Raw genomic sequence first — 16,876 nt, forward strand, 5'->3', positions numbered from 1 at the left:
AAAAGGAATGCTTCGGCATTCCTTTTTTGTTTCGTCGAGAGGCGTACGCAAAGTAATAAGTGATCTCCTTGAAATAAAGCTGCGTAACAAAGGATGTCATAGGACTAAGTCCGTTCCAGTGGTGAGTTAGAATCCCTTGACCAATAACTCATTGCTTTATTCGCCCCAACACCTTTGCGTTTGGGGCTTTTTTATGTGTAAGAACGGAACTTATTGATTCGCAATACAATACGGTGACGAGCATAAAAAACGAGCGCCAAATGGACGCTCGTTTCTCATATTGATGATATAAAGCTTTTGCTAAGCAACAGAAGGTTTCTGCATTGCGTTTTGATACGCCGGTAATTCTGATCTTAAGCCTTTAATCAAGCTCACACACATGACCAATAAGACTAAGGTGAATGGTAAACCCGTTGCGACAACGCCAGATTGCAGTGCTTGCAGTGCCTCTTTACCACCAATCCAAAGCATGACGGCAGCGATAGAGCCTTCAATACATGCCCAGAAAATACGCTGTGGTACTGGTGCATCAATTTTGCCGCCAGCGGTGATGCTATCGATAACCAGCGAGCCAGAGTCTGATGACGTAATAAAGAACACCAAAATCAGAACGATAGACAGAATTGAAATGACTGAACTAAATGGCATGGCGTCATACACATGGAACAACGTCAGTGAGATATCGGTTAAGCCATTTGCGCCTAATTCACCGACTTTATTGACGACTTGGTCGAGTGCGATACCACCGAATACGGCCATCCAAACTAAGGTTACTGTGGTTGGAATCACGATAACCGCGAAGATAAACTCTCGAACGGTACGTCCTTTAGATACACGTGCGATAAACATGCCCACGAATGGTGACCAAGATACCCACCACGCCCAATAGAAAACAGTCCAACCGTGCATCCATTCAGTGTCTTCACGACCTACAGGGTTGCTGAGTGCAAAGATATTCTGTGCGTAAGCGACAGTGGTATCCCAAATGGATGTTGTCGCGATATCGAAGCTAATGAACATCACGAACGCCAGCAGTGCAAAAGCCACCGCCATGTTGATGTTACTCAGTAGTTTGACACCTCCATCGATACCTCGGATCACAGAAAGTACTGCGATAAAAGTAACGAATGCGATAACAATCATTTGCGTACCAATGCCACCTTCTAAACCAAATACATGGTTAATGCCACTGGTTGCTTGTTGTGCACCTAAACCGAGAGACGTCGCTAGACCAAATAGAGTGGAGAGTACCGCTAGAATATCGATAACGTGACCTAACCAACCCCAAGCGCGGTCCCCAAAGATTGGATAAAACGCTGAGCGCAAAGAAAGTGGTAAACCTTTATTAAAAGCGAAGAAGGCCAGTGAGAGTGCAACAATGGCGTAGATCGCCCAACCGTGGATGCCCCAGTGGAACATGGTTGCGGCCATCGCAAGTGATTTTGCTTCTTCGGTATAAGGCTCTACGTTGAGAGGAGTACCGAACCAATTGGTAAAGTAAGCGGTTGGTTCTGAAACACTCCAGAACAACAGCCCAATACCCATACCGGCAGCAAAAAGCATAGATAACCAAGAAATGGTTGAGTGTTCTGCAATGGCGTCTTTACCGCCGATTCTAATTTTTCCGAGGGGAGAAAAAAGAATCGCGATAGCGAATAAGATGAAGAAGTTTGCTGACCACATAAAGAATGAGTCGAAATCTGAAATGATGCCGTTCTTTAGGCCGTTTAGGGCATCACGAGCAGTCGCAGGGTCAACTATGAGAAGAGAAGCAAGACAAAGAAGAACAAGACCAGCACTAATTCCGAATACTGGGTTGTGGATATCGAATCCCCACTTTTGAACGTTGTCTTGGCCAACCTGATAGTCGGTGGTGTCGATACTATATTTTTTTAGTGCATTATCCATAAATACAACATGTACGCTTTTTAAAAGTGCTGTCCTTTTTCAAGAAAAACACCAAAACCGCCCTCCATTTATTTTGAGTTCAAATTAAAAAATGCGACGAGATAATAATGTTTTATGTAAAAATATGCAAATTTACGCTTTTTTTGTCCTTTTATGCGAGTTTTGACCGTGCATTTAGGGTTGAAAAGTTATGAGGTGTAATGTTTTGATGTGTAATCTTTTTGGGTCTTGAGCACAGAGAGTAAGGGCTAAAAGGACGGGGCTAAGATGGAAAGTTCAGCTCTTTGCTATTAGCGCTTTGGTATTTTGAATGGTGATAAATGTTAGTTGTCTCATATGCTTGACTAGCGTATTTATATGCCGGTTTTGTGTGCAATATTCTACGGACATCGCATTCTTTTCGACAAACATCGAGTAAACGTAACGAATCGTAACAGAGCTGCTGTAACTGAACAGCGTTTCAATATACTCCACTTAGTTTGTAAGCCACAGAAAGCTGCTATGAGAAAAAATACTTTAATCAATGCTACGTTAGCGACTGCTCTGACTGCAGTATCTACTTTTAGTTTTGCTGCACCTACCGTTGTTCCTAATGCTCCGGAGCTTAGCTCACGCGGTTACGTTTTAATGGATTACCACACCGGAACTGTATTGGTAGAAAGAGACGCAGATAAGCGTCTTAACCCCGCAAGTTTGACCAAACTGATGACCGCCTATGTTGCTGGTCAGGAGGTTAAATCAGGCAACATCAGTCTGGATGACGACGTGGTGATCAGCCGAAATGCATGGGCAAAAAACTTCCCAGACTCTTCAAAAATGTTCATTGAAGTGGGTACCTCTGTTTCTTTGTCTGATCTATATCGTGGTTTGATTGTTCAATCGGGTAACGATGCCAGTGTGGCTATCGCAGAACACGTTGCAGGCAGTGAAGCTGGGTTTGTTGGATTGATGAACAGTTGGGCGAATCAGCTTGGTTTATCAAACTCTGCATTTACCAACCCACACGGATTGGACAGTGATGGTTTGTATTCGACACCTCGTGATATTGCGACTCTCGGCCGTGCCATCATTCGTGATTTACCAGATATCTACCCGTTGTACAGCGAGACTTCGTTTACTTACAACGGCATTACCCAATACAACCGGAATGGCTTGCTACGCGATCGCAGCATGAGTGTGGATGGCATGAAAACCGGTTACACCAGTGGCGCAGGTTACAGCCTTGCGACGTCGGCAACTAATGGTGACATGCGTTTGGTCGCGGTTGTAATGGGCGCAAAAAGCCCAAGTGTACGTGAGTCAGAAAGCAAACAACTACTGAGTTATGGCTTCCGTTTCTTTGATACGGTTGTACCAACTGAAGCTGGTAAAGAAGTATCAACAGCGCGCGTTTGGATGGGCAATCAAGATGAATTGAAAGTCGGCGTCGATCGCGATATTTATCTAACGCTACCAAAAGGCGATGTAAATAAGCTGCAAGCGGAAGTTGAATACAACGGCGATTTAATTGCCCCGATTCAAAAAGATCAAGTGGTTGGCAAAGTTTTGTATAAGGTCGACGGTGACGTCGTGAAAGAAGCTGAGCTAGTGGCGTTAGAGCCCGTTGATGAAGGCAGTATCTTCAAACGTCTAATGGATTGGTTTAAGCGCTTGGTCGCGAGCTGGTTCTAAATCTCGATTACACGCAAATTGATTTACTAAGGCGGCCGAAATGGTCGCCTTTTTGTTTTGAGCACTCATTAAGAGAAACATTCAGAACAAAAAAACGGAGTTACGTGTGCGCAAGATTTTATCTTTGGCCTTGGCTTTTTCCCTTACTGGCTGTGTGCTGCCGCAGCATCAACCAGTCGATTCTGGGCAATGTGTTGGTGTTATGTCATCGCAAGATGCTTATGGATACCTCAACTCAAATCACTACACGATGCAGGTACTGGCACTCAAAAAAGAAAAGGATGTCAAAGAGTACATTCGCTATATCGATCCGAAACATCCGGTTTGGGTGAACTGGAAAAATAGCCGTGGTACACGATGGTATACCGTGACGGTTGGGGATTTCAAAACCAAGCAAGACGCTTATAACGCACTGTCTTCGTTGCCAAGCCGCGTTAAGCAATCTTCCCCGTTTGTGCTGACGTTTGGTGAAATGCAGCGCAAGCAAGAGACCAGTGTGGTGCGAATGCGTTAATACCTAGGCTTTGATTCGATTAGGGGGTTGCACACAATTCAGAGTCTTTCGATACATCGGTAAGGTTCTTTCTATTTTTCAGAACGCCACTTCTTCAATGTACGCGCAAGATCACTGATCTGACGTGCTTTTCACTTTACTTCAGATCGAGTATTTTCTAGTCTTCGCATCCCACTTTTTCGTTGGAGTCACCATGAAGCAAGAAATGTACACCACCTACGCAAAGCAATACGATTTAGCCGCGCAAGATAATCTGTACAACGCGCATTTTGAGCGTCCAAACACCCTTGAACTAGTCGGTGATGTGGCAGGCAAAAAGGTGCTGGATTTAGGTTGTGGTTCTGGTATTTACGCGCAGCTTCTTCTTGAGCTGGGCGCAAGCTCAGTAACCTGCATCGACGCTGCACAAGAGATGATAGATATCGTAAAAGAAAAGTTAGGTAGCTCGGTCACCGCTTACGCGCAAAACTTGGCGCTCGGTTTACCTGAAGAGACGGACGGACAGTACGATTTAGTCATTTGCCCGCTGATGGTTCATTACATTGAAGATCTTCGTCCCTTGTTTAACGATATTCAACGAGTACTAAAAGCCGGTGGTCAGTTTGTCTTCTCAACCCATCATCCATTTGCGGATTTCGAATGTTCGGCTTCTGGTAATTACTACGATAAAGAGCTGGTTGAAGATATGTGGAATACGGTAGGAGAACCGGTTCCTGTGGCATTCTACCGCCGCTCATTACAAGACATTACCGATGCGATTACGGGCAGTAACATGGCGATGCTGGCGATTTCAGAAGGTAAGGTGAATGAAAAGATTCGTGAAATCTCTCAGGAGTATTATCAACGTTTGGCGACGTTCCCGAACTTCATCTTCATTAAATGTGTAGCGCTGAGCTAGTAAAATCAGTGAGTTCAGATAGAAAAAACGGAAGCGCAGAGGCTTCCGTTTTGTGATCTTAGCGTTGAGCTTAAAGTGCAGCGAGAATGGTTTCTGCTTTGCTCGCTTCGAATGTTTTTGGCTCTTCAACATTCAGCGTTGTTACTACGCCATTTTCAATGATCATTGCGTAACGCTGTGAACGAACACCGCCAAAGCCGCCCGTGTCCATTTCTAGACCAATTGCTTTAGTGAAGCTTGCATCACCGTCACCCAACATGAGTAGCTCAGAAGCATTTTGCGCTTCGCCCCAAGCTTGCATGACAAAGGCATCGTTGACCGATACACAAGCAATAAGATCAACACCTTTCGCTTTCAGTTGGTCTGCTAATACAACGTAGCCAGGTAAGTGAGCTTCAGAGCATGTTGGCGTAAATGCACCTGGTACCGCAAACAACACGACTTTCTTGTTGGCAAACAGTTCGGTTACTTCGTGATTTACCATGCCATCCGCAGTCAGTTCGCTAAGCGTTGCGGCAGGTAGTACTTGGCCTTGTTGAATCATCATTTTCTTCCTTATTTGGGTAGCTTTATATAGCTCACTCAGTCTAGCGCCAAAAGTGTTTGCTAACCACAGACGAATTGTAGGGGCATCATGGGCTTCCTAAAAACAAACCGCCTCTGTGGGCGGTTTGTTTATTCTCTACATCGCGTTCAAGTAAGACTTATAAGAGTGAAGGCGAACCGTTGCTGCGCCAATTACATCAATGAAGCCAAACAGGCTGTGTGGTTTATTTGCGGCAATCCACGCTGAGCCAGTTGCACCGATTGGGATGGATTTGCCTTCTGGTTCGAAGATTTCCAAAATCACAGTACGACCATGGCTACTGGTGTTTGCTCCCACGTGCTGACGAACACTTTGCGGCCCTTGCAGAGGAGAGACAGAAGATTCTCCGGTACCCGCAGTAATACTGTGCACGCGCGCACGGAACACTTCACCAGGGTATGCGTCGACGTAAAACTCAGCAAACTGCCCCGCTTCAACGTAACGATAAGTTTGGTCAGGGATGCGCATTTCTAAAAACTTACGTGAGGTGTCGTATATGTGCATGTTACCCACACGGCTGCCGTCAGCGACGTTAACAACGGCTACTTGGCCATCATAAGGCGCTCGTACCGTTTTACGCTCTTGCTCAAAGACAGTCTTCTCAAGGTCAGCATGGAGTGATTTTAATGACGCTTTGGCGACGCGCAATTGTGATTCGTAGTATTCCAGATCGCGGCCTTTGAAGATTTCTGGTGAAGTTTCACCACGCACGATGTCACGCTTCAACTGAGCGATGGTCTCTTCTTGCTGCACAATCCCAGTCTTAATCTTCTCGACGTCGGCTTGCGAAGTGGTATCTACTAAGGTGTAAATCACATCGCCTTTCTTGACTCGTTGGTTGTGCTGCACATTGATGTGGTCGATTTGCTCACGAAATAGGGGAGACAACACGGAGTGTGGTGCTTTGACTGTGGATGAGTAAGTGAGATCAACCGGAGCCCACAAACGGGATAGAATCCCCAGCACCACAAGAATGAACGCGCCGCCAGAAATAATCCAAAACGCGCTTTTAAGTGTCCATTTGATCGCGCCAGTCGAGACCAAAATCCACATGATCAAAATGTACGGAATCATTACCTCTTTCATCGGTTATTCCTCCGTTGCTTTTGCTGGCGTTTGGGGTTGTGTTGACAGTCGGCTATTGCGAATAATGTTGCTAAGTGATTGACCAATGTGTTCCCAGTTAGCGAACGCAATGATAAGTGCCAATACCCACCATGCTTTATGGATGAATAAACCACATAAAGACAAAGCAAAAACCAATTGAATGTGAGAACTTTTCTTTTCTTCCGCTCGGTGCACTGCAACTTCATGGATCTGCCATAGCAAATAGATAACAAAAAGGACAAGGGCTATGGTGACAGAGAACAGATACCCGCTGAAGTATTCAGAGTTAAAGATCACCATCATGGTGTCGTTGGGCGTGTTGGTAAATAAACTCATATCAATGTCTTTTGAATTGATCGTACCTATAGGTGCAAGCAAATAAGCACCGCAAAGCATCAGAGCCATGAAGATCGAGAACTTTAATAGCACCATAAAAATCGCAAATATCACGCGACCTATGGCTTTTATGACGTTCATAGTTATACCTTTTGTCGATGTTTGGAGGGTAGAACGTTGAGCGAGTGATGGTTGTTTTATTTGTTTCATCACGTGCGCGAAATTGTATGAAAAAACGCCATAAGTTGAGTTATATGTGATATAAGTTATGGCTATATCACTGGGTAAATTGGCGAGAATACATAAATTATGAAGCACTCAGATTACAGCCTTATACCGACCTTCGTGGCGATTGTCGAAGAGAAAAGTTACACCAAGGCGGCGCAACGATTGGGCATTAGCCAATCAGCGGTCAGCCAAGCGGTAGTCAGGCTTCGTGAGATGTTTAACGACGCACTGTTTATACGTGAAAGCCACGGTGTGTCACCGACGGCGTATGCCCTGGATATTTACCCAACGCTCGCCAGTGCAGTTGAAAGTATTGCGTATATGTTGCCTGAACATTCTCGATTTGACCCTGCCCAATGTGATAAGCGTTTTGTGATCTCGTCTTTGAGTGTGTTCGGTTTTACCTTGTTACCAGAGTTGTCTGTAATGATTAGTCATACTGCGCCAAAAGCGATGACACGGATTGAGCCACTCTATAGCATGGACTTAACCAACCTTTTGCGAACTCAGCAATGTGATCTTGTGATTGAGGCACACACTAACTTGCATCCTCATTTACGTTCTCAAGTGTTGATGTCTGATAAGTTGACGGTAACGTGCCGGGCTGACCATCCACGCTTACTAGGCAATACCATTAGCGTGGATGAATATTTAGCAGAAAAGCACGTCACTTTATCTCAACTTGATCAACAAGGAGGGTATTTGACTGGACGTGGGATTAAAGACGAAAAGATATTAGCTCAGCGTTACGTTGCTTGGCAGAGCAGCAGTATTATAGAAATATTGCCGGTGATACAACGTTGCGACTATATCGCCCTTATGCCTCAAATATTGTTAGAACAGTACAAAGAGTTGTATCAATTGAAAGCGTTAGAGATCGACTTTCTAAAAGAGCCTATCGATGTTGCCATGTATTGGCATTCATCTCGTACCAACGATCCAAGTCATAAATGGTTGAGAGAACAATGTGCATTGGCAGCGAAGAAGCTTTCAATAAACTATTAAATTTCGACCGTTTTTCATACTAAACCACATAGCAGACTCTTTACTAACAAACTAGACTATATGCATATCCTCACATTTAACAAGGACATTTGTGTATATCGCGGGGTTTGCTTTCCGAAGTGTAAGAACCAAGTTTGTCGTGACGTATTCCGTAATGACGATTTGTTTCGTCCTGATTCTTTTCGCTGTGTTGTACTTTAAAGAGCGGCAACGGATCTTTAGTGTCGCCTTAGAAAACTCCATTCAACTTTCTAACCTCCATTCGGACGTCATCAGCCAAGAGTTGCAACGACATGTGGCGTCATTGCAAACCATTAGTGGTCACCAACGTGTTCAAGAAGGGGATATCGACTTTATTGTCGAAGAGCTTAAGTGGCTCAAAAGCATGTCTAAGAAGTCTGTGATCAATACGCTTTTCGTCGATGAGCATTGGAATCTGATTGATTACAAGGGTAGAGCCATAAAAATCGAGTGGCCGGAATTTGTTGGAGATGCTCGATGGAAGCACGGAGATTATCACATCACAACACCGCACGTTGGCTTACTGGTCAAAACGCCCGTTGTTGCCCTTGGTGTACCTGTGTATGACGAAGCGGATAACTGGAAAGGGATTGTTGGTGTTTCTATTTCCGTAGACTACCTTGCGCAGCGTTTGTCGAAAGTGAAGTTAGGCAACAGCAGCTATGCGTGGATCTCTGATAGCACCGGGACAGTGGTTTCTCATCCCGACAGCTCTCTGATTTTGCACGCCAATATTTTTGAAGGTGAACGAGTTGGTTTTGAAGGCTTTGCTGACATTGCGGTGCAAACCAATTGGGAGAATGTTGGACACGGCCACTACTACGACAGAAAGGTCAATGAAGCCAAGATCGTGACTTTCGCTAAAATCGATACTTTGCCCAATTGGACGCTCTTTGTGACCACGGAAGAGTCTGATATTTTCCTCGATATCAATGAGCTACTGGAAGATGTTGCGATTACTTCATCGGTGGTGATTGTTGTTTTTATGCCTATCGTGTTTTATCTCACCAATTCCATCACAAGGCCGATTTTGGATCTGACGTACGATGTCGAAAACGCAGTGAACAATCATTACACCGCGTTTTCTGGCTACGATTCGAAAGATGAAATAGGTCAGCTTTCCAATGCGTTTAAAAACACTTTTGATGAAATCCATCAGCACAATAGAAAGCTAGAGGAAGTGGTCGCACTCAGAACACAAGAGCTCAATACTGCGAACCAAGAGTTGGCGTACTCGGTCAATTTGCTCAATGCAAACAACCACAAGCTTACTTGGTTGGCCATGCATGATCCGCTCACCAACTTATTTAACCGTCGTGCACTGATCACCAAAGTCAACGATCAGCTTCAAAAGGCACAAGCGCACAGTTGGCCTGTCTCATTGATTTTGCTCGACCTTGACCACTTTAAAAAGGTTAACGACACATTTGGGCATGATGTTGGGGATGACGTACTAAAGCATATTGCTGATTTTCTTGCCCAAACCCCTTTAGAGGAAGGTATGTTGGCACGATGGGGCGGGGAGGAGTTTGTCATCGTCGCTTCCGAGGTATCTTTAGAAAAGGCACTGCAATGGGCACAAAACCGTTTAGAGGCGCTTAAGGATGAAGATTTCAGCCCTGTTTCGAAAGTGACGTTCAGTGCGGGCATTGCCACATTAGGGTTAGAAGAGAGTTTTGATGAACTGGTCGCCAGAGCAGACAAGGCGCTCTATGTTGCAAAAAATGCGGGGAGAAACTGTATTAAAACCGAACGAGATACATCGTGAGGTACGTAGTAAAGGTGTATTTCAAACAACAAAATAAGGGCTAGATAGCTAGCCCTGGTTTGTATTTATAATCAGTGATTCGCTAAATAATCAGCGACTTGAGCTCGGTATTTGGCTTTCAGCGCTTCGCTGATGAAGCTCGCATTAATCGCATTGATGGTGAACTGAGCTAGCTCTGGCTTCGTCATCGGGTGTGCATTGCTGACCGCCAAAAAGTTATCCGTCATGTAACCGCCAAAGTAAGCCGGATCATCCGAGTTAATGGTTACCGCGACACCTTTACGTAGCAAATCAACAATGTTGTGCTGCTCCATTTCATCAAACACGCAAAGCTTAATGTTCGACAACGGGCACACCGTGAGAGGCATTTTGCTTTCGATAAGCGCTTCGACCAACGATGCATCTTCAACGCAGCGAACACCATGGTCTACTCGACTGACACTTAGCATCTCTAGTGCGTCAACAATATTCTGCGCTGGACCTTCTTCGCCAGCATGAGCGACCGTCAGCAAGCCCGCTTCTTTTGCCTGTTGAAATGCACGCTTAAACTTCTCTGGCGGATGACCAAGTTCGGAAGAATCCAAGCCAACACCAATGATTTTATCTTTATGTTCTAAGATCGATTGCAGCGTTTCGATCGCGCTTTCTTCAGATAAGTGACGTAAGAAGCAAGCAATGATTTGTGAGGTGATACCGAGCTTTTCTTGTCCGTCTTGCATGGCGCGAAAAATACCATGAATGACAACATCAAATGCAATACCGCGGTCGGTGTGCGTTTGCGGGTCGAAAAAGATCTCAGTATGGATAACGTTGTCGGCTTTGCAGCGTTCTAAATATGCCCAAGTCAAATCGTAGAAGTCTTGCTCTGTACGCAGCGCATTTGCCCCTTGGTAATAGATATCGAGAAAAGATTGTAAATCTTCGAACTCGTAGGCTTTACGCAGTGCTTGAGGTGATTCGAATGGGATGTCGATTTGGTTGCGCTTTGCTAGCTCAAACAACAATTCTGGCTCTAGCGAACCTTCTATATGTAAATGTAACTCTACCTTTGGAAGACCTTGAATAAATGCGTTCATAATAAACTCCCACTTTTTCTTATGGTTGTTGTGGATGCAGTTACTCTAAGAATAGGTATAGATTGGAAAAAATCGAACGCTATTACAAAGAGTAAGATCCACAGTGATCTCAACTCTTCGTAATCAGCACTTTAAGGGAGCTGGTAGAGACCCCCAAACCATATCATTGGGGTTATACGAAGCAAACGGTTGCGATTATACGCAAAAAATCGGGGTTGGCTAGCGTTGTTAGAAAGCAGATGGGTGATAGTAAAATGGAGAAGAAGGTTAGTCTTTCGGGCGTTGTAGAGGTTATTTCATCGCGGGGTGTTTCGGTTCCAGCACACACCGAGCTGTGAATCGAGTATTCAGAGGCTAATTCTGAATGACACCTTGCGAGAAATTTGGTGTTTAATATCGGGTTTCTGTGCGTTGCTCATTGTGAACTGAGAAGGGGTGGCGATACCTTGCACATCGATATTTTTAATAGGTAAGAGTAATGAAAAGAGTATGGAGGGATTTCATTCATTCGTTTAAACATTAAAGATCAAACAATTTATCAAATTCTCTTTGCTCCATAATGTCCTCAATACGTCGGCGTGTTTGTTGTTTTACTGCAGCGGCGTTTTGTTCAGACTCTTTCTTTTCTTGTTCTATTTGTTTTTTACTTTTTCTGGCCATTTGAATACCTTCCTAGTTATTCGCATTACTAATTAATGCATCAAAATAGACTTATTTGATACTAAAACTTCCTAACTTTGAACCTGAGTCACACAGTATTTCACCTGAGTAGCTCTTCTCACAGTATTTAAAATCAATGAGATAACAAGTTGATTGAAGCTTTGGCAGTATATGGCGCCTTAAAATGTCACCGTTAAGTTGATGTATTTTGGCGTTCCAAGAAATGTCGGGTTGTTTTAAACGGAATTCAATTTCTAACATCTATTCTCCTGTTTCTTTGTGATTTTTTCTTTATTTGATAATTGATACCAGTGTCGTTGACGACCAGTTCTTCTAGACATAATTTTTCCTAATTTTAAGTAAGTGATATACCAACGATTACAATAGTGTTCTAACGATAGATACAGTGTGCTAGTGATGGATATCATGTCCGCAACCCATTTATTTTAGGCAGCAGAAAACCGAGCAAATTTTATTGAATATTGCTGAGTGTTAAGTGTGAGGAATTTTTGAAGGGGGAGGAGAGTTTGGTGCAGCAAGGAGATGCTGCACCAAGAAAAGCTATCTTATAGAGGAGTAACTTCAGTCGCTTGAGGACCTTTTTTACCATCTTCTACATTGAAGCTTACTTTCTGACCTTCAGTCAAAGTTTTGAAACCGTCAGCAACGATAGCGTTGAAGTGTACGAATACATCTTGGCCGCCGTTGTCTTGAGATAGGAAACCAAAACCTTTAGTTTCGTTAAACCATTTTACTGAACCAGTTACTTTAGACATAAAAACCTCTGAATTTAAACAATAATATACGAGTTTTAGTGGATCTTTTTTAAGCTATTGAATGTGCAATCAAGAGGAAGTTTTACGCAGGTGTCTGAATTGAGGGATTCAAGAATTTACTGAGAGGGAACTTAAACTAAATGTAGCATTAACAGCTCTCTTCTAAGAGCCAGCCGTCACTATACAGCGTGTTTGAAAAATAGCTACCATTATTTTGAATTTATTTTTGTTCGAAAAAATCGATGGAGTAGAACAACTTCATCCACTCATGATTTTCTCCCGCCCTTTCTACAATGGAACCATACCAATAAGGGAGGCAAGATTATGAGTACATTGAGAGAGATTCGTCAGGTTATTCGTTCACACGCAACCGCGGATGGTGATGGTGTAAAGATTCGTCGAGTTGCCGGATTCAACAACGCCAGCTTTTCTCCTTTCTTGATGGTGGATGAACTGAAGTCTGATCAGCAAGCGGATTATATTGGTGGCTTTCCTCCACATCCTCACCGTGGCATAGAAACGCTAACGTACATGATGAAGGGCCATTTCCAGCATCGCGACCATATGGACAATGTTGGTGAACTTCGTTCCGGTGGAGCCCAATGGATGGCCGCAGGGCGTGGCGTTATTCATAGTGAAATGCCAATCATGCAAGATGGCGCTTTGCATGGATTTCAGATTTGGATTAACCAGCCAGCGCGCAACAAAATGACGCCAGCGCAATACCATGACTTTCAACCTGAAACGATCACTGAGTATCACCAAGAAACACAAGGTTTGGTGAGAGTGTTGTCCGGCGATCTGAATATAAATGGTGAAGTGATTCGAGGTCCACTGGATAAAACGGGTGTGCCCGTTACGGTTGCTGATTGGCGTTCTGCCACCGGGGACTGTTTAAATATTATAACACCCTCGCATCACAACATGATGGTGTATGCCTACAAAGGCAATGTAAGTCTTGGTGACCGTGTTGTTAAGCAGGGGGAAATGGCCTTGCTGTCTCAAGGTGACACGGCTGAGTTGAACGCGAATGAGGCTAGCGGTGCGCTTATCTTCATCGGTGAGCCGATTGATGAATCAGTTGTACACTATGGTCCTTTTGTAATGAACAGCATCGAAGAAATCGAACAAGCGATTCAAGATTACAACGCAGGTTTATTTGAGACTTATTAAACCGTAAGGAAAACATGCTGTTTGGCCGCTCAGCAAGATGGAAAAAGCGCACAATGATTTGGAACTCCCTTATTGAGTTCAACTGCAAGCAAAGACGATATCCACTGCCATCGAATTTGCAACAGCCACGCCTAGTCGGTGTGGCTTTTTTATCTGTTTAGTTTTTGATTCGTGCTACCTAGTTCCTAATTTTGTTCCAGCGTTCAATGGCGTGTTGACCAAATTCAATGCCAAGCTCATAAGCTTTACGTAGTGGCTCTGGAGAGCGACTTAAGCGCTTAAGTTTAAAACCTTCCGGAGGGCAAACCTGGATGATCTCAACACCTGCTGGTGGATTCTCTATTAATTCCAAAGACTGGTTATAACGAACGTGGCGAGTGAGCATTGGCTCGACCAACGCAGGGTGATCTTTCAATAGACGCGCGGTGAGTTTTTCAAACTTTGGTTTGGATTTTCGATAACTTACAGGTCTGCTCCGTAAGACCATGATTTTGGTCGCCCCGCGCTTGATGGCTTCTGCGACAGGAATAGCGTCGGCGACCCCACCATCGACATATTTTATCCCTTTCAACGCGACACCGTTGCGATACAAAATAGGTAATGCGCTGCTTGCCTTCATTGTTTCCGCGAGCATATCAATTGTTGGGGTTAAGTACTCTGCTTGTCCGTTGTCTTGGCGAGTGACACCTAAAAAGAAAGGGCGAGCATCAGCAGACAGTACCGCTCTATCTATATCGAGTTCTTTGAGCGTGATGTCCCACATCCAATCTAAATCCATCATGTCTCCGCCACGCACAAGCTGCGTTGGAGAGATAAATTCATTACGTAGGCTGTAATCGAGATAAATTTTAAGGTTTCGCCCCGGCATATTTGCAAGGTAAGCCGCTAGATTGCTTGCTCCCGCAGATACCCCCCAAAAGCTATCAAAGGGTGAGAAGTTATTAGCCATGAAGTGATCGAGTATGCCGCAGGAAAATACGCCGCGCATTGCGCCGCCTTCTACGATGAGAGCGCGAGAGCCAACTTGTTCCATCCTTGCCATCCGTTTTGATTGTTATGATTTGGGATATCAGGCTTCTAGAGTAACGGATCTAATTCATATACCCAAATCGCCCTTAGGCCAAGCGTTGTTGGTTCGTGGACCTCTGCCTTATCTTGGATACTTCTGTGTTAGCTTGATGAACTTTTAATTTATGTTATAACATAACAATTATTATAAAATGTATTGGGTGGCATAAATGTTTTGTGAGGTGGGTAATGGGCGATATCGACGCGGTTATTAAGCATGTAGAGAAAATCTGTAAAGCTCGAGGCAAGCAACTGACATCAAAAAGGAAGCTCGTCTTAAAAGCACTGGTTCATTCTAACAAAGCGTTGTCAGCGTATGAGTTGATGGACTATTGCAAAACGCATTTTGATCAAAATATTCAGGCCATGTCGGTTTATCGTATTTTGGATTTCCTTGAAAGTGAACATTTGGCGCACAAGCTAAAGGTCTCTAATAAGTACATTGTCTGTTCTCATATCCTGTGCGACCACGAACATGGTATCCCTCAATTTCTGATTTGCTCTAAATGCGACAAAATCAGCGAGCAAACCATCGATCCTGCCATGATTACTGGCCTTCAATCGAATGCGCGACAAGAAGGTTTTACGGTTATCAGCCCTCAATTGGAAATCAGTTGTGTCTGCGACGATTGTGTCAAATAGAGGTGTGAGCTCACTCTACCTACCATGAGCGCACAAAACTCACTTTGTGCGTCATTCATTTTTTCATCCCTAACAAAAAGGAACCGGCGAAACGTCATGCCTGCAACGCTGATTAAGAATGCCCGTGTGGTAAATGAAGGAACGATTACAGAAACAGATTTGCGGATTGTCGATCAGCGAATTGAAACCATAGAAAAGGATATTATGGCTCGCCCAGATGATGCAGTTATTGATGCGAAAGGCTGTTATTTGATCCCAGGAATGATTGATGACCAAGTGCATTTTCGTGAGCCAGGCTTAACCCATAAAGGCTCGATAGCGACAGAATCTCGTGCAGCGGTCGCGGGCGGTATTACCAGTTACATGGAAATGCCGAACGTAAACCCAGCAACAACCACAATTGATGCATTAGAACGGAAGTTTGCAATTGCCGAGAGCAACTCACTTGCAAATTACTCGTTTTACCTCGGTGCGACAGAAGACAATCTGGACCAAATTAAGTTGCTCGACCCAAGTAAGCATTGTGGTGTAAAAGTCTTTATGGGTGCTTCAACAGGGGATTTATTAGTTGAAGCGCCGCAAGCTTTGGACGCGATTTTCCGTGATTCACCTGTGTTAATTGTCACCCATTGTGAAAGCGGCCCTAACATTGCTCAAAACAAGCAAAGGTTGCTGCAAAAAAAGTCGGAACTCACAATAGAAGATCACCCAGTGTTACGTGATGACGAAGCTTGCTATGCCTCCTCTTCTTACGCGGTTGAGTTAGCGAGAAAACACCATAGCCAACTGCATGTTTTACACATTACCACCGCAAAAGAACTTGCCTTGTTTGAGGCTGGCTCCATTCAAAATAAGAACATCACAGCAGAAGCTTGTGTTCACCATCTCTGGTTTAGCAATGAGGATTATGCGGAGCGTGGGAACCAAATTAAATGTAACCCAGCAGTGAAATACCCAAGCGATCGTGAAGCGCTTCTAAAGGCATTAAGCACAGGCCAGATTGATATTATCGCGACGGACCATGCTCCACACACTTGGGAAGAAAAGCAAGTCCCTTACGACCAAGCACCTGCTGGCTTACCTTTGGTACAGCACGCACTACTGACGCTGTTTGATCAAGTGAGTCGTGGCCACATGACGATGGAGCAAGTCGTAGAGAAAACCGCTCACAACCCTGCGATTCGTTATGGTGTTCAAAAGCGCGGTTTTATTCGCGAAGGCTACTTTGCTGATTTGGTTCTTGTTGATGCAGCAGTACCAACGCCGGTGACGAACGAGAACAGCTTGTACCACTGCGGTTGGTCGCCGTTTGCTGGGCATACGTTCTCATCACAAATCAAAACAACGTGGGTAAACGGCGGTGTGGTTTATGCCAACCAACGAGTGATTGAACCAAAGGAATATGGCATGCGACTGTCATTTGAACGTCGGTGCTAGGT

General features: G+C 44.3%; 17 protein-coding genes and 1 riboswitch. Of the genes, 8 read left to right on the plus strand and 9 right to left on the minus strand.

What is annotated here, in order from left to right; translation table 11 throughout:
- Positions 1 to 300: 300 nt before the first annotated feature.
- Complete coding sequence (locus ATB76_RS13280; RefSeq protein ID WP_038865139.1) at positions 301 to 1,908, minus strand: BCCT family transporter; 1,608 nt, start codon at positions 1,906 to 1,908, stop codon at positions 301 to 303.
- Positions 1,909 to 2,409: 501 nt separating this feature from the next.
- On the opposite strand from ATB76_RS13280, the gene ATB76_RS13285 reads away from it, so the two are divergent.
- The 3 genes from ATB76_RS13285 to ATB76_RS13295 all read left to right on the plus strand — a co-directional run bounded on the left by ATB76_RS13285 (position 2,410) and on the right by ATB76_RS13295 (position 4,991).
- Positions 2,410 to 3,579, plus strand: coding sequence for a D-alanyl-D-alanine carboxypeptidase family protein (locus tag ATB76_RS13285; protein WP_042602584.1), 1,170 nt, complete (start codon positions 2,410 to 2,412; stop codon positions 3,577 to 3,579).
- A 106-nt stretch (positions 3,580 to 3,685) separates the two neighbouring features.
- Entirely contained in the window at positions 3,686 to 4,093 is a 408-nt protein-coding gene (locus tag ATB76_RS13290; RefSeq protein ID WP_061035433.1) for an SPOR domain-containing protein, read from the plus strand.
- A 193-nt stretch (positions 4,094 to 4,286) separates the two neighbouring features.
- Positions 4,287 to 4,991 carry a class I SAM-dependent methyltransferase gene (locus ATB76_RS13295; protein ID WP_061035434.1) on the plus strand — a complete coding sequence of 235 codons (705 nt, stop codon included), beginning with the start codon at positions 4,287 to 4,289 and terminating at the stop codon, positions 4,989 to 4,991.
- Positions 4,992 to 5,061: 70 nt separating this feature from the next.
- Here ATB76_RS13295 and ATB76_RS13300 read toward each other — a convergent pair whose 3' ends face one another.
- From ATB76_RS13300 to ATB76_RS13310, 3 genes are all read right to left on the minus strand, one after another.
- The gene (locus ATB76_RS13300) at positions 5,062 to 5,535 is read right to left on the minus strand and encodes a peroxiredoxin (protein ID WP_038865142.1); all 474 of its coding nucleotides are present in this window, start codon (positions 5,533 to 5,535) and stop codon (positions 5,062 to 5,064) included.
- Positions 5,536 to 5,673: 138 nt separating this feature from the next.
- On the minus strand, positions 5,674 to 6,663 hold the full coding sequence (locus ATB76_RS13305) for an efflux RND transporter periplasmic adaptor subunit (RefSeq protein ID WP_061035435.1): 990 nt from the start codon (positions 6,661 to 6,663) through the stop codon (positions 5,674 to 5,676).
- Positions 6,664 to 6,666: 3 nt separating this feature from the next.
- Positions 6,667 to 7,161: a hypothetical protein gene (locus ATB76_RS13310; RefSeq protein ID WP_038876783.1), complete on the minus strand. Its 495-nt coding sequence runs from the start codon at positions 7,159 to 7,161 to the stop codon at positions 6,667 to 6,669.
- Between the two features lie 168 nt (positions 7,162 to 7,329).
- Here ATB76_RS13310 and ATB76_RS13315 point away from each other — a divergent pair, with 168 nt between their 5' ends.
- Positions 7,330 to 8,253, plus strand: coding sequence for a LysR family transcriptional regulator (locus ATB76_RS13315; protein WP_061035436.1), 924 nt, complete (start codon positions 7,330 to 7,332; stop codon positions 8,251 to 8,253).
- Positions 8,254 to 8,407: 154 nt separating this feature from the next.
- The gene (locus ATB76_RS13320; RefSeq protein WP_061035437.1) at positions 8,408 to 10,042 is read left to right on the plus strand and encodes a diguanylate cyclase; all 1,635 of its coding nucleotides are present in this window, start codon (positions 8,408 to 8,410) and stop codon (positions 10,040 to 10,042) included.
- A gap of 71 nt (positions 10,043 to 10,113) precedes the next feature.
- On the opposite strand, the gene ATB76_RS13325 is transcribed toward ATB76_RS13320, so the two are convergent.
- The 4 genes from ATB76_RS13325 to ATB76_RS13340 form a co-directional block, all read right to left on the minus strand.
- Positions 10,114 to 11,118 carry an adenosine deaminase gene (locus ATB76_RS13325; RefSeq protein WP_038865149.1) on the minus strand — a complete coding sequence of 335 codons (1,005 nt, stop codon included), beginning with the start codon at positions 11,116 to 11,118 and terminating at the stop codon, positions 10,114 to 10,116.
- 100 nt (positions 11,119 to 11,218) lie between these two features.
- A riboswitch (purine riboswitch) is annotated at positions 11,219 to 11,318 on the minus strand.
- Positions 11,319 to 11,637: 319 nt separating this feature from the next.
- Positions 11,638 to 11,778 carry a hypothetical protein gene (locus ATB76_RS13330; protein WP_038865151.1) on the minus strand — a complete coding sequence of 47 codons (141 nt, stop codon included), beginning with the start codon at positions 11,776 to 11,778 and terminating at the stop codon, positions 11,638 to 11,640.
- Positions 11,779 to 11,829: 51 nt separating this feature from the next.
- Positions 11,830 to 12,039, minus strand: coding sequence for a hypothetical protein (locus tag ATB76_RS28655; RefSeq protein WP_038865152.1), 210 nt, complete (start codon positions 12,037 to 12,039; stop codon positions 11,830 to 11,832).
- A 305-nt stretch (positions 12,040 to 12,344) separates the two neighbouring features.
- Positions 12,345 to 12,554 carry a cold-shock protein gene (locus ATB76_RS13340; protein ID WP_038865154.1) on the minus strand — a complete coding sequence of 70 codons (210 nt, stop codon included), beginning with the start codon at positions 12,552 to 12,554 and terminating at the stop codon, positions 12,345 to 12,347.
- A 324-nt stretch (positions 12,555 to 12,878) separates the two neighbouring features.
- On the opposite strand from ATB76_RS13340, the gene ATB76_RS13345 reads away from it, so the two are divergent.
- Complete coding sequence (locus ATB76_RS13345) at positions 12,879 to 13,727, plus strand: pirin family protein (RefSeq protein WP_061035438.1); 849 nt, start codon at positions 12,879 to 12,881, stop codon at positions 13,725 to 13,727.
- A gap of 178 nt (positions 13,728 to 13,905) precedes the next feature.
- On the opposite strand, the gene ATB76_RS13350 is transcribed toward ATB76_RS13345, so the two are convergent.
- Positions 13,906 to 14,760: a patatin family protein gene (locus tag ATB76_RS13350; RefSeq protein WP_061035439.1), complete on the minus strand. Its 855-nt coding sequence runs from the start codon at positions 14,758 to 14,760 to the stop codon at positions 13,906 to 13,908.
- Positions 14,761 to 14,984: 224 nt separating this feature from the next.
- Between ATB76_RS13350 and ATB76_RS13355 the strand changes: the two genes are divergently transcribed.
- On the plus strand, positions 14,985 to 15,437 hold the full coding sequence (locus ATB76_RS13355) for a transcriptional repressor (protein WP_038865157.1): 453 nt from the start codon (positions 14,985 to 14,987) through the stop codon (positions 15,435 to 15,437).
- Between the two features lie 96 nt (positions 15,438 to 15,533).
- Entirely contained in the window at positions 15,534 to 16,874 is a 1,341-nt protein-coding gene (locus ATB76_RS13360) for a dihydroorotase (protein WP_061035440.1), read from the plus strand.
- Positions 16,875 to 16,876 lie beyond the last annotated feature (2 nt).

The organism is Vibrio sp. MOR3, assembly GCF_001557775.1.
In the GTDB taxonomy this organism is placed as follows: domain Bacteria; phylum Pseudomonadota; class Gammaproteobacteria; order Enterobacterales; family Vibrionaceae; genus Vibrio; species Vibrio jasicida.

What these genes read in the sequence shown, in the direction of transcription:
- ATB76_RS13280 (WP_038865139.1), bottom strand. Translation starts at nt 1,908, where the DNA reads ATGGATAATGCACTAAAAAAATATAGTATCGACACCACCGACTATCAG.
- ATB76_RS13285 (WP_042602584.1), top strand. Translation starts at nt 2,410, where the DNA reads ATGAGAAAAAATACTTTAATCAATGCTACGTTAGCGACTGCTCTGACT.
- ATB76_RS13295 (WP_061035434.1), top strand. Translation starts at nt 4,287, where the DNA reads ATGAAGCAAGAAATGTACACCACCTACGCAAAGCAATACGATTTAGCC.
- ATB76_RS13300 (WP_038865142.1), bottom strand. Translation starts at nt 5,535, where the DNA reads ATGATTCAACAAGGCCAAGTACTACCTGCCGCAACGCTTAGCGAACTG.
- ATB76_RS13305 (WP_061035435.1), bottom strand. Translation starts at nt 6,663, where the DNA reads ATGAAAGAGGTAATGATTCCGTACATTTTGATCATGTGGATTTTGGTC.
- ATB76_RS13310 (WP_038876783.1), bottom strand. Translation starts at nt 7,161, where the DNA reads ATGAACGTCATAAAAGCCATAGGTCGCGTGATATTTGCGATTTTTATG.
- ATB76_RS13315 (WP_061035436.1), top strand. Translation starts at nt 7,330, where the DNA reads ATGAAGCACTCAGATTACAGCCTTATACCGACCTTCGTGGCGATTGTC.
- ATB76_RS13320 (WP_061035437.1), top strand. Translation starts at nt 8,408, where the DNA reads ATGACGATTTGTTTCGTCCTGATTCTTTTCGCTGTGTTGTACTTTAAA.
- ATB76_RS13325 (WP_038865149.1), bottom strand. Translation starts at nt 11,118, where the DNA reads ATGAACGCATTTATTCAAGGTCTTCCAAAGGTAGAGTTACATTTACAT.
- ATB76_RS13330 (WP_038865151.1), bottom strand. Translation starts at nt 11,778, where the DNA reads ATGGCCAGAAAAAGTAAAAAACAAATAGAACAAGAAAAGAAAGAGTCT.
- ATB76_RS28655 (WP_038865152.1), bottom strand. Translation starts at nt 12,039, where the DNA reads ATGTTAGAAATTGAATTCCGTTTAAAACAACCCGACATTTCTTGGAAC.
- ATB76_RS13340 (WP_038865154.1), bottom strand. Translation starts at nt 12,554, where the DNA reads ATGTCTAAAGTAACTGGTTCAGTAAAATGGTTTAACGAAACTAAAGGT.
- ATB76_RS13345 (WP_061035438.1), top strand. Translation starts at nt 12,879, where the DNA reads ATGAGTACATTGAGAGAGATTCGTCAGGTTATTCGTTCACACGCAACC.
- ATB76_RS13350 (WP_061035439.1), bottom strand. Translation starts at nt 14,760, where the DNA reads ATGGAACAAGTTGGCTCTCGCGCTCTCATCGTAGAAGGCGGCGCAATG.
- ATB76_RS13355 (WP_038865157.1), top strand. Translation starts at nt 14,985, where the DNA reads ATGGGCGATATCGACGCGGTTATTAAGCATGTAGAGAAAATCTGTAAA.
- ATB76_RS13360 (WP_061035440.1), top strand. Translation starts at nt 15,534, where the DNA reads ATGCCTGCAACGCTGATTAAGAATGCCCGTGTGGTAAATGAAGGAACG.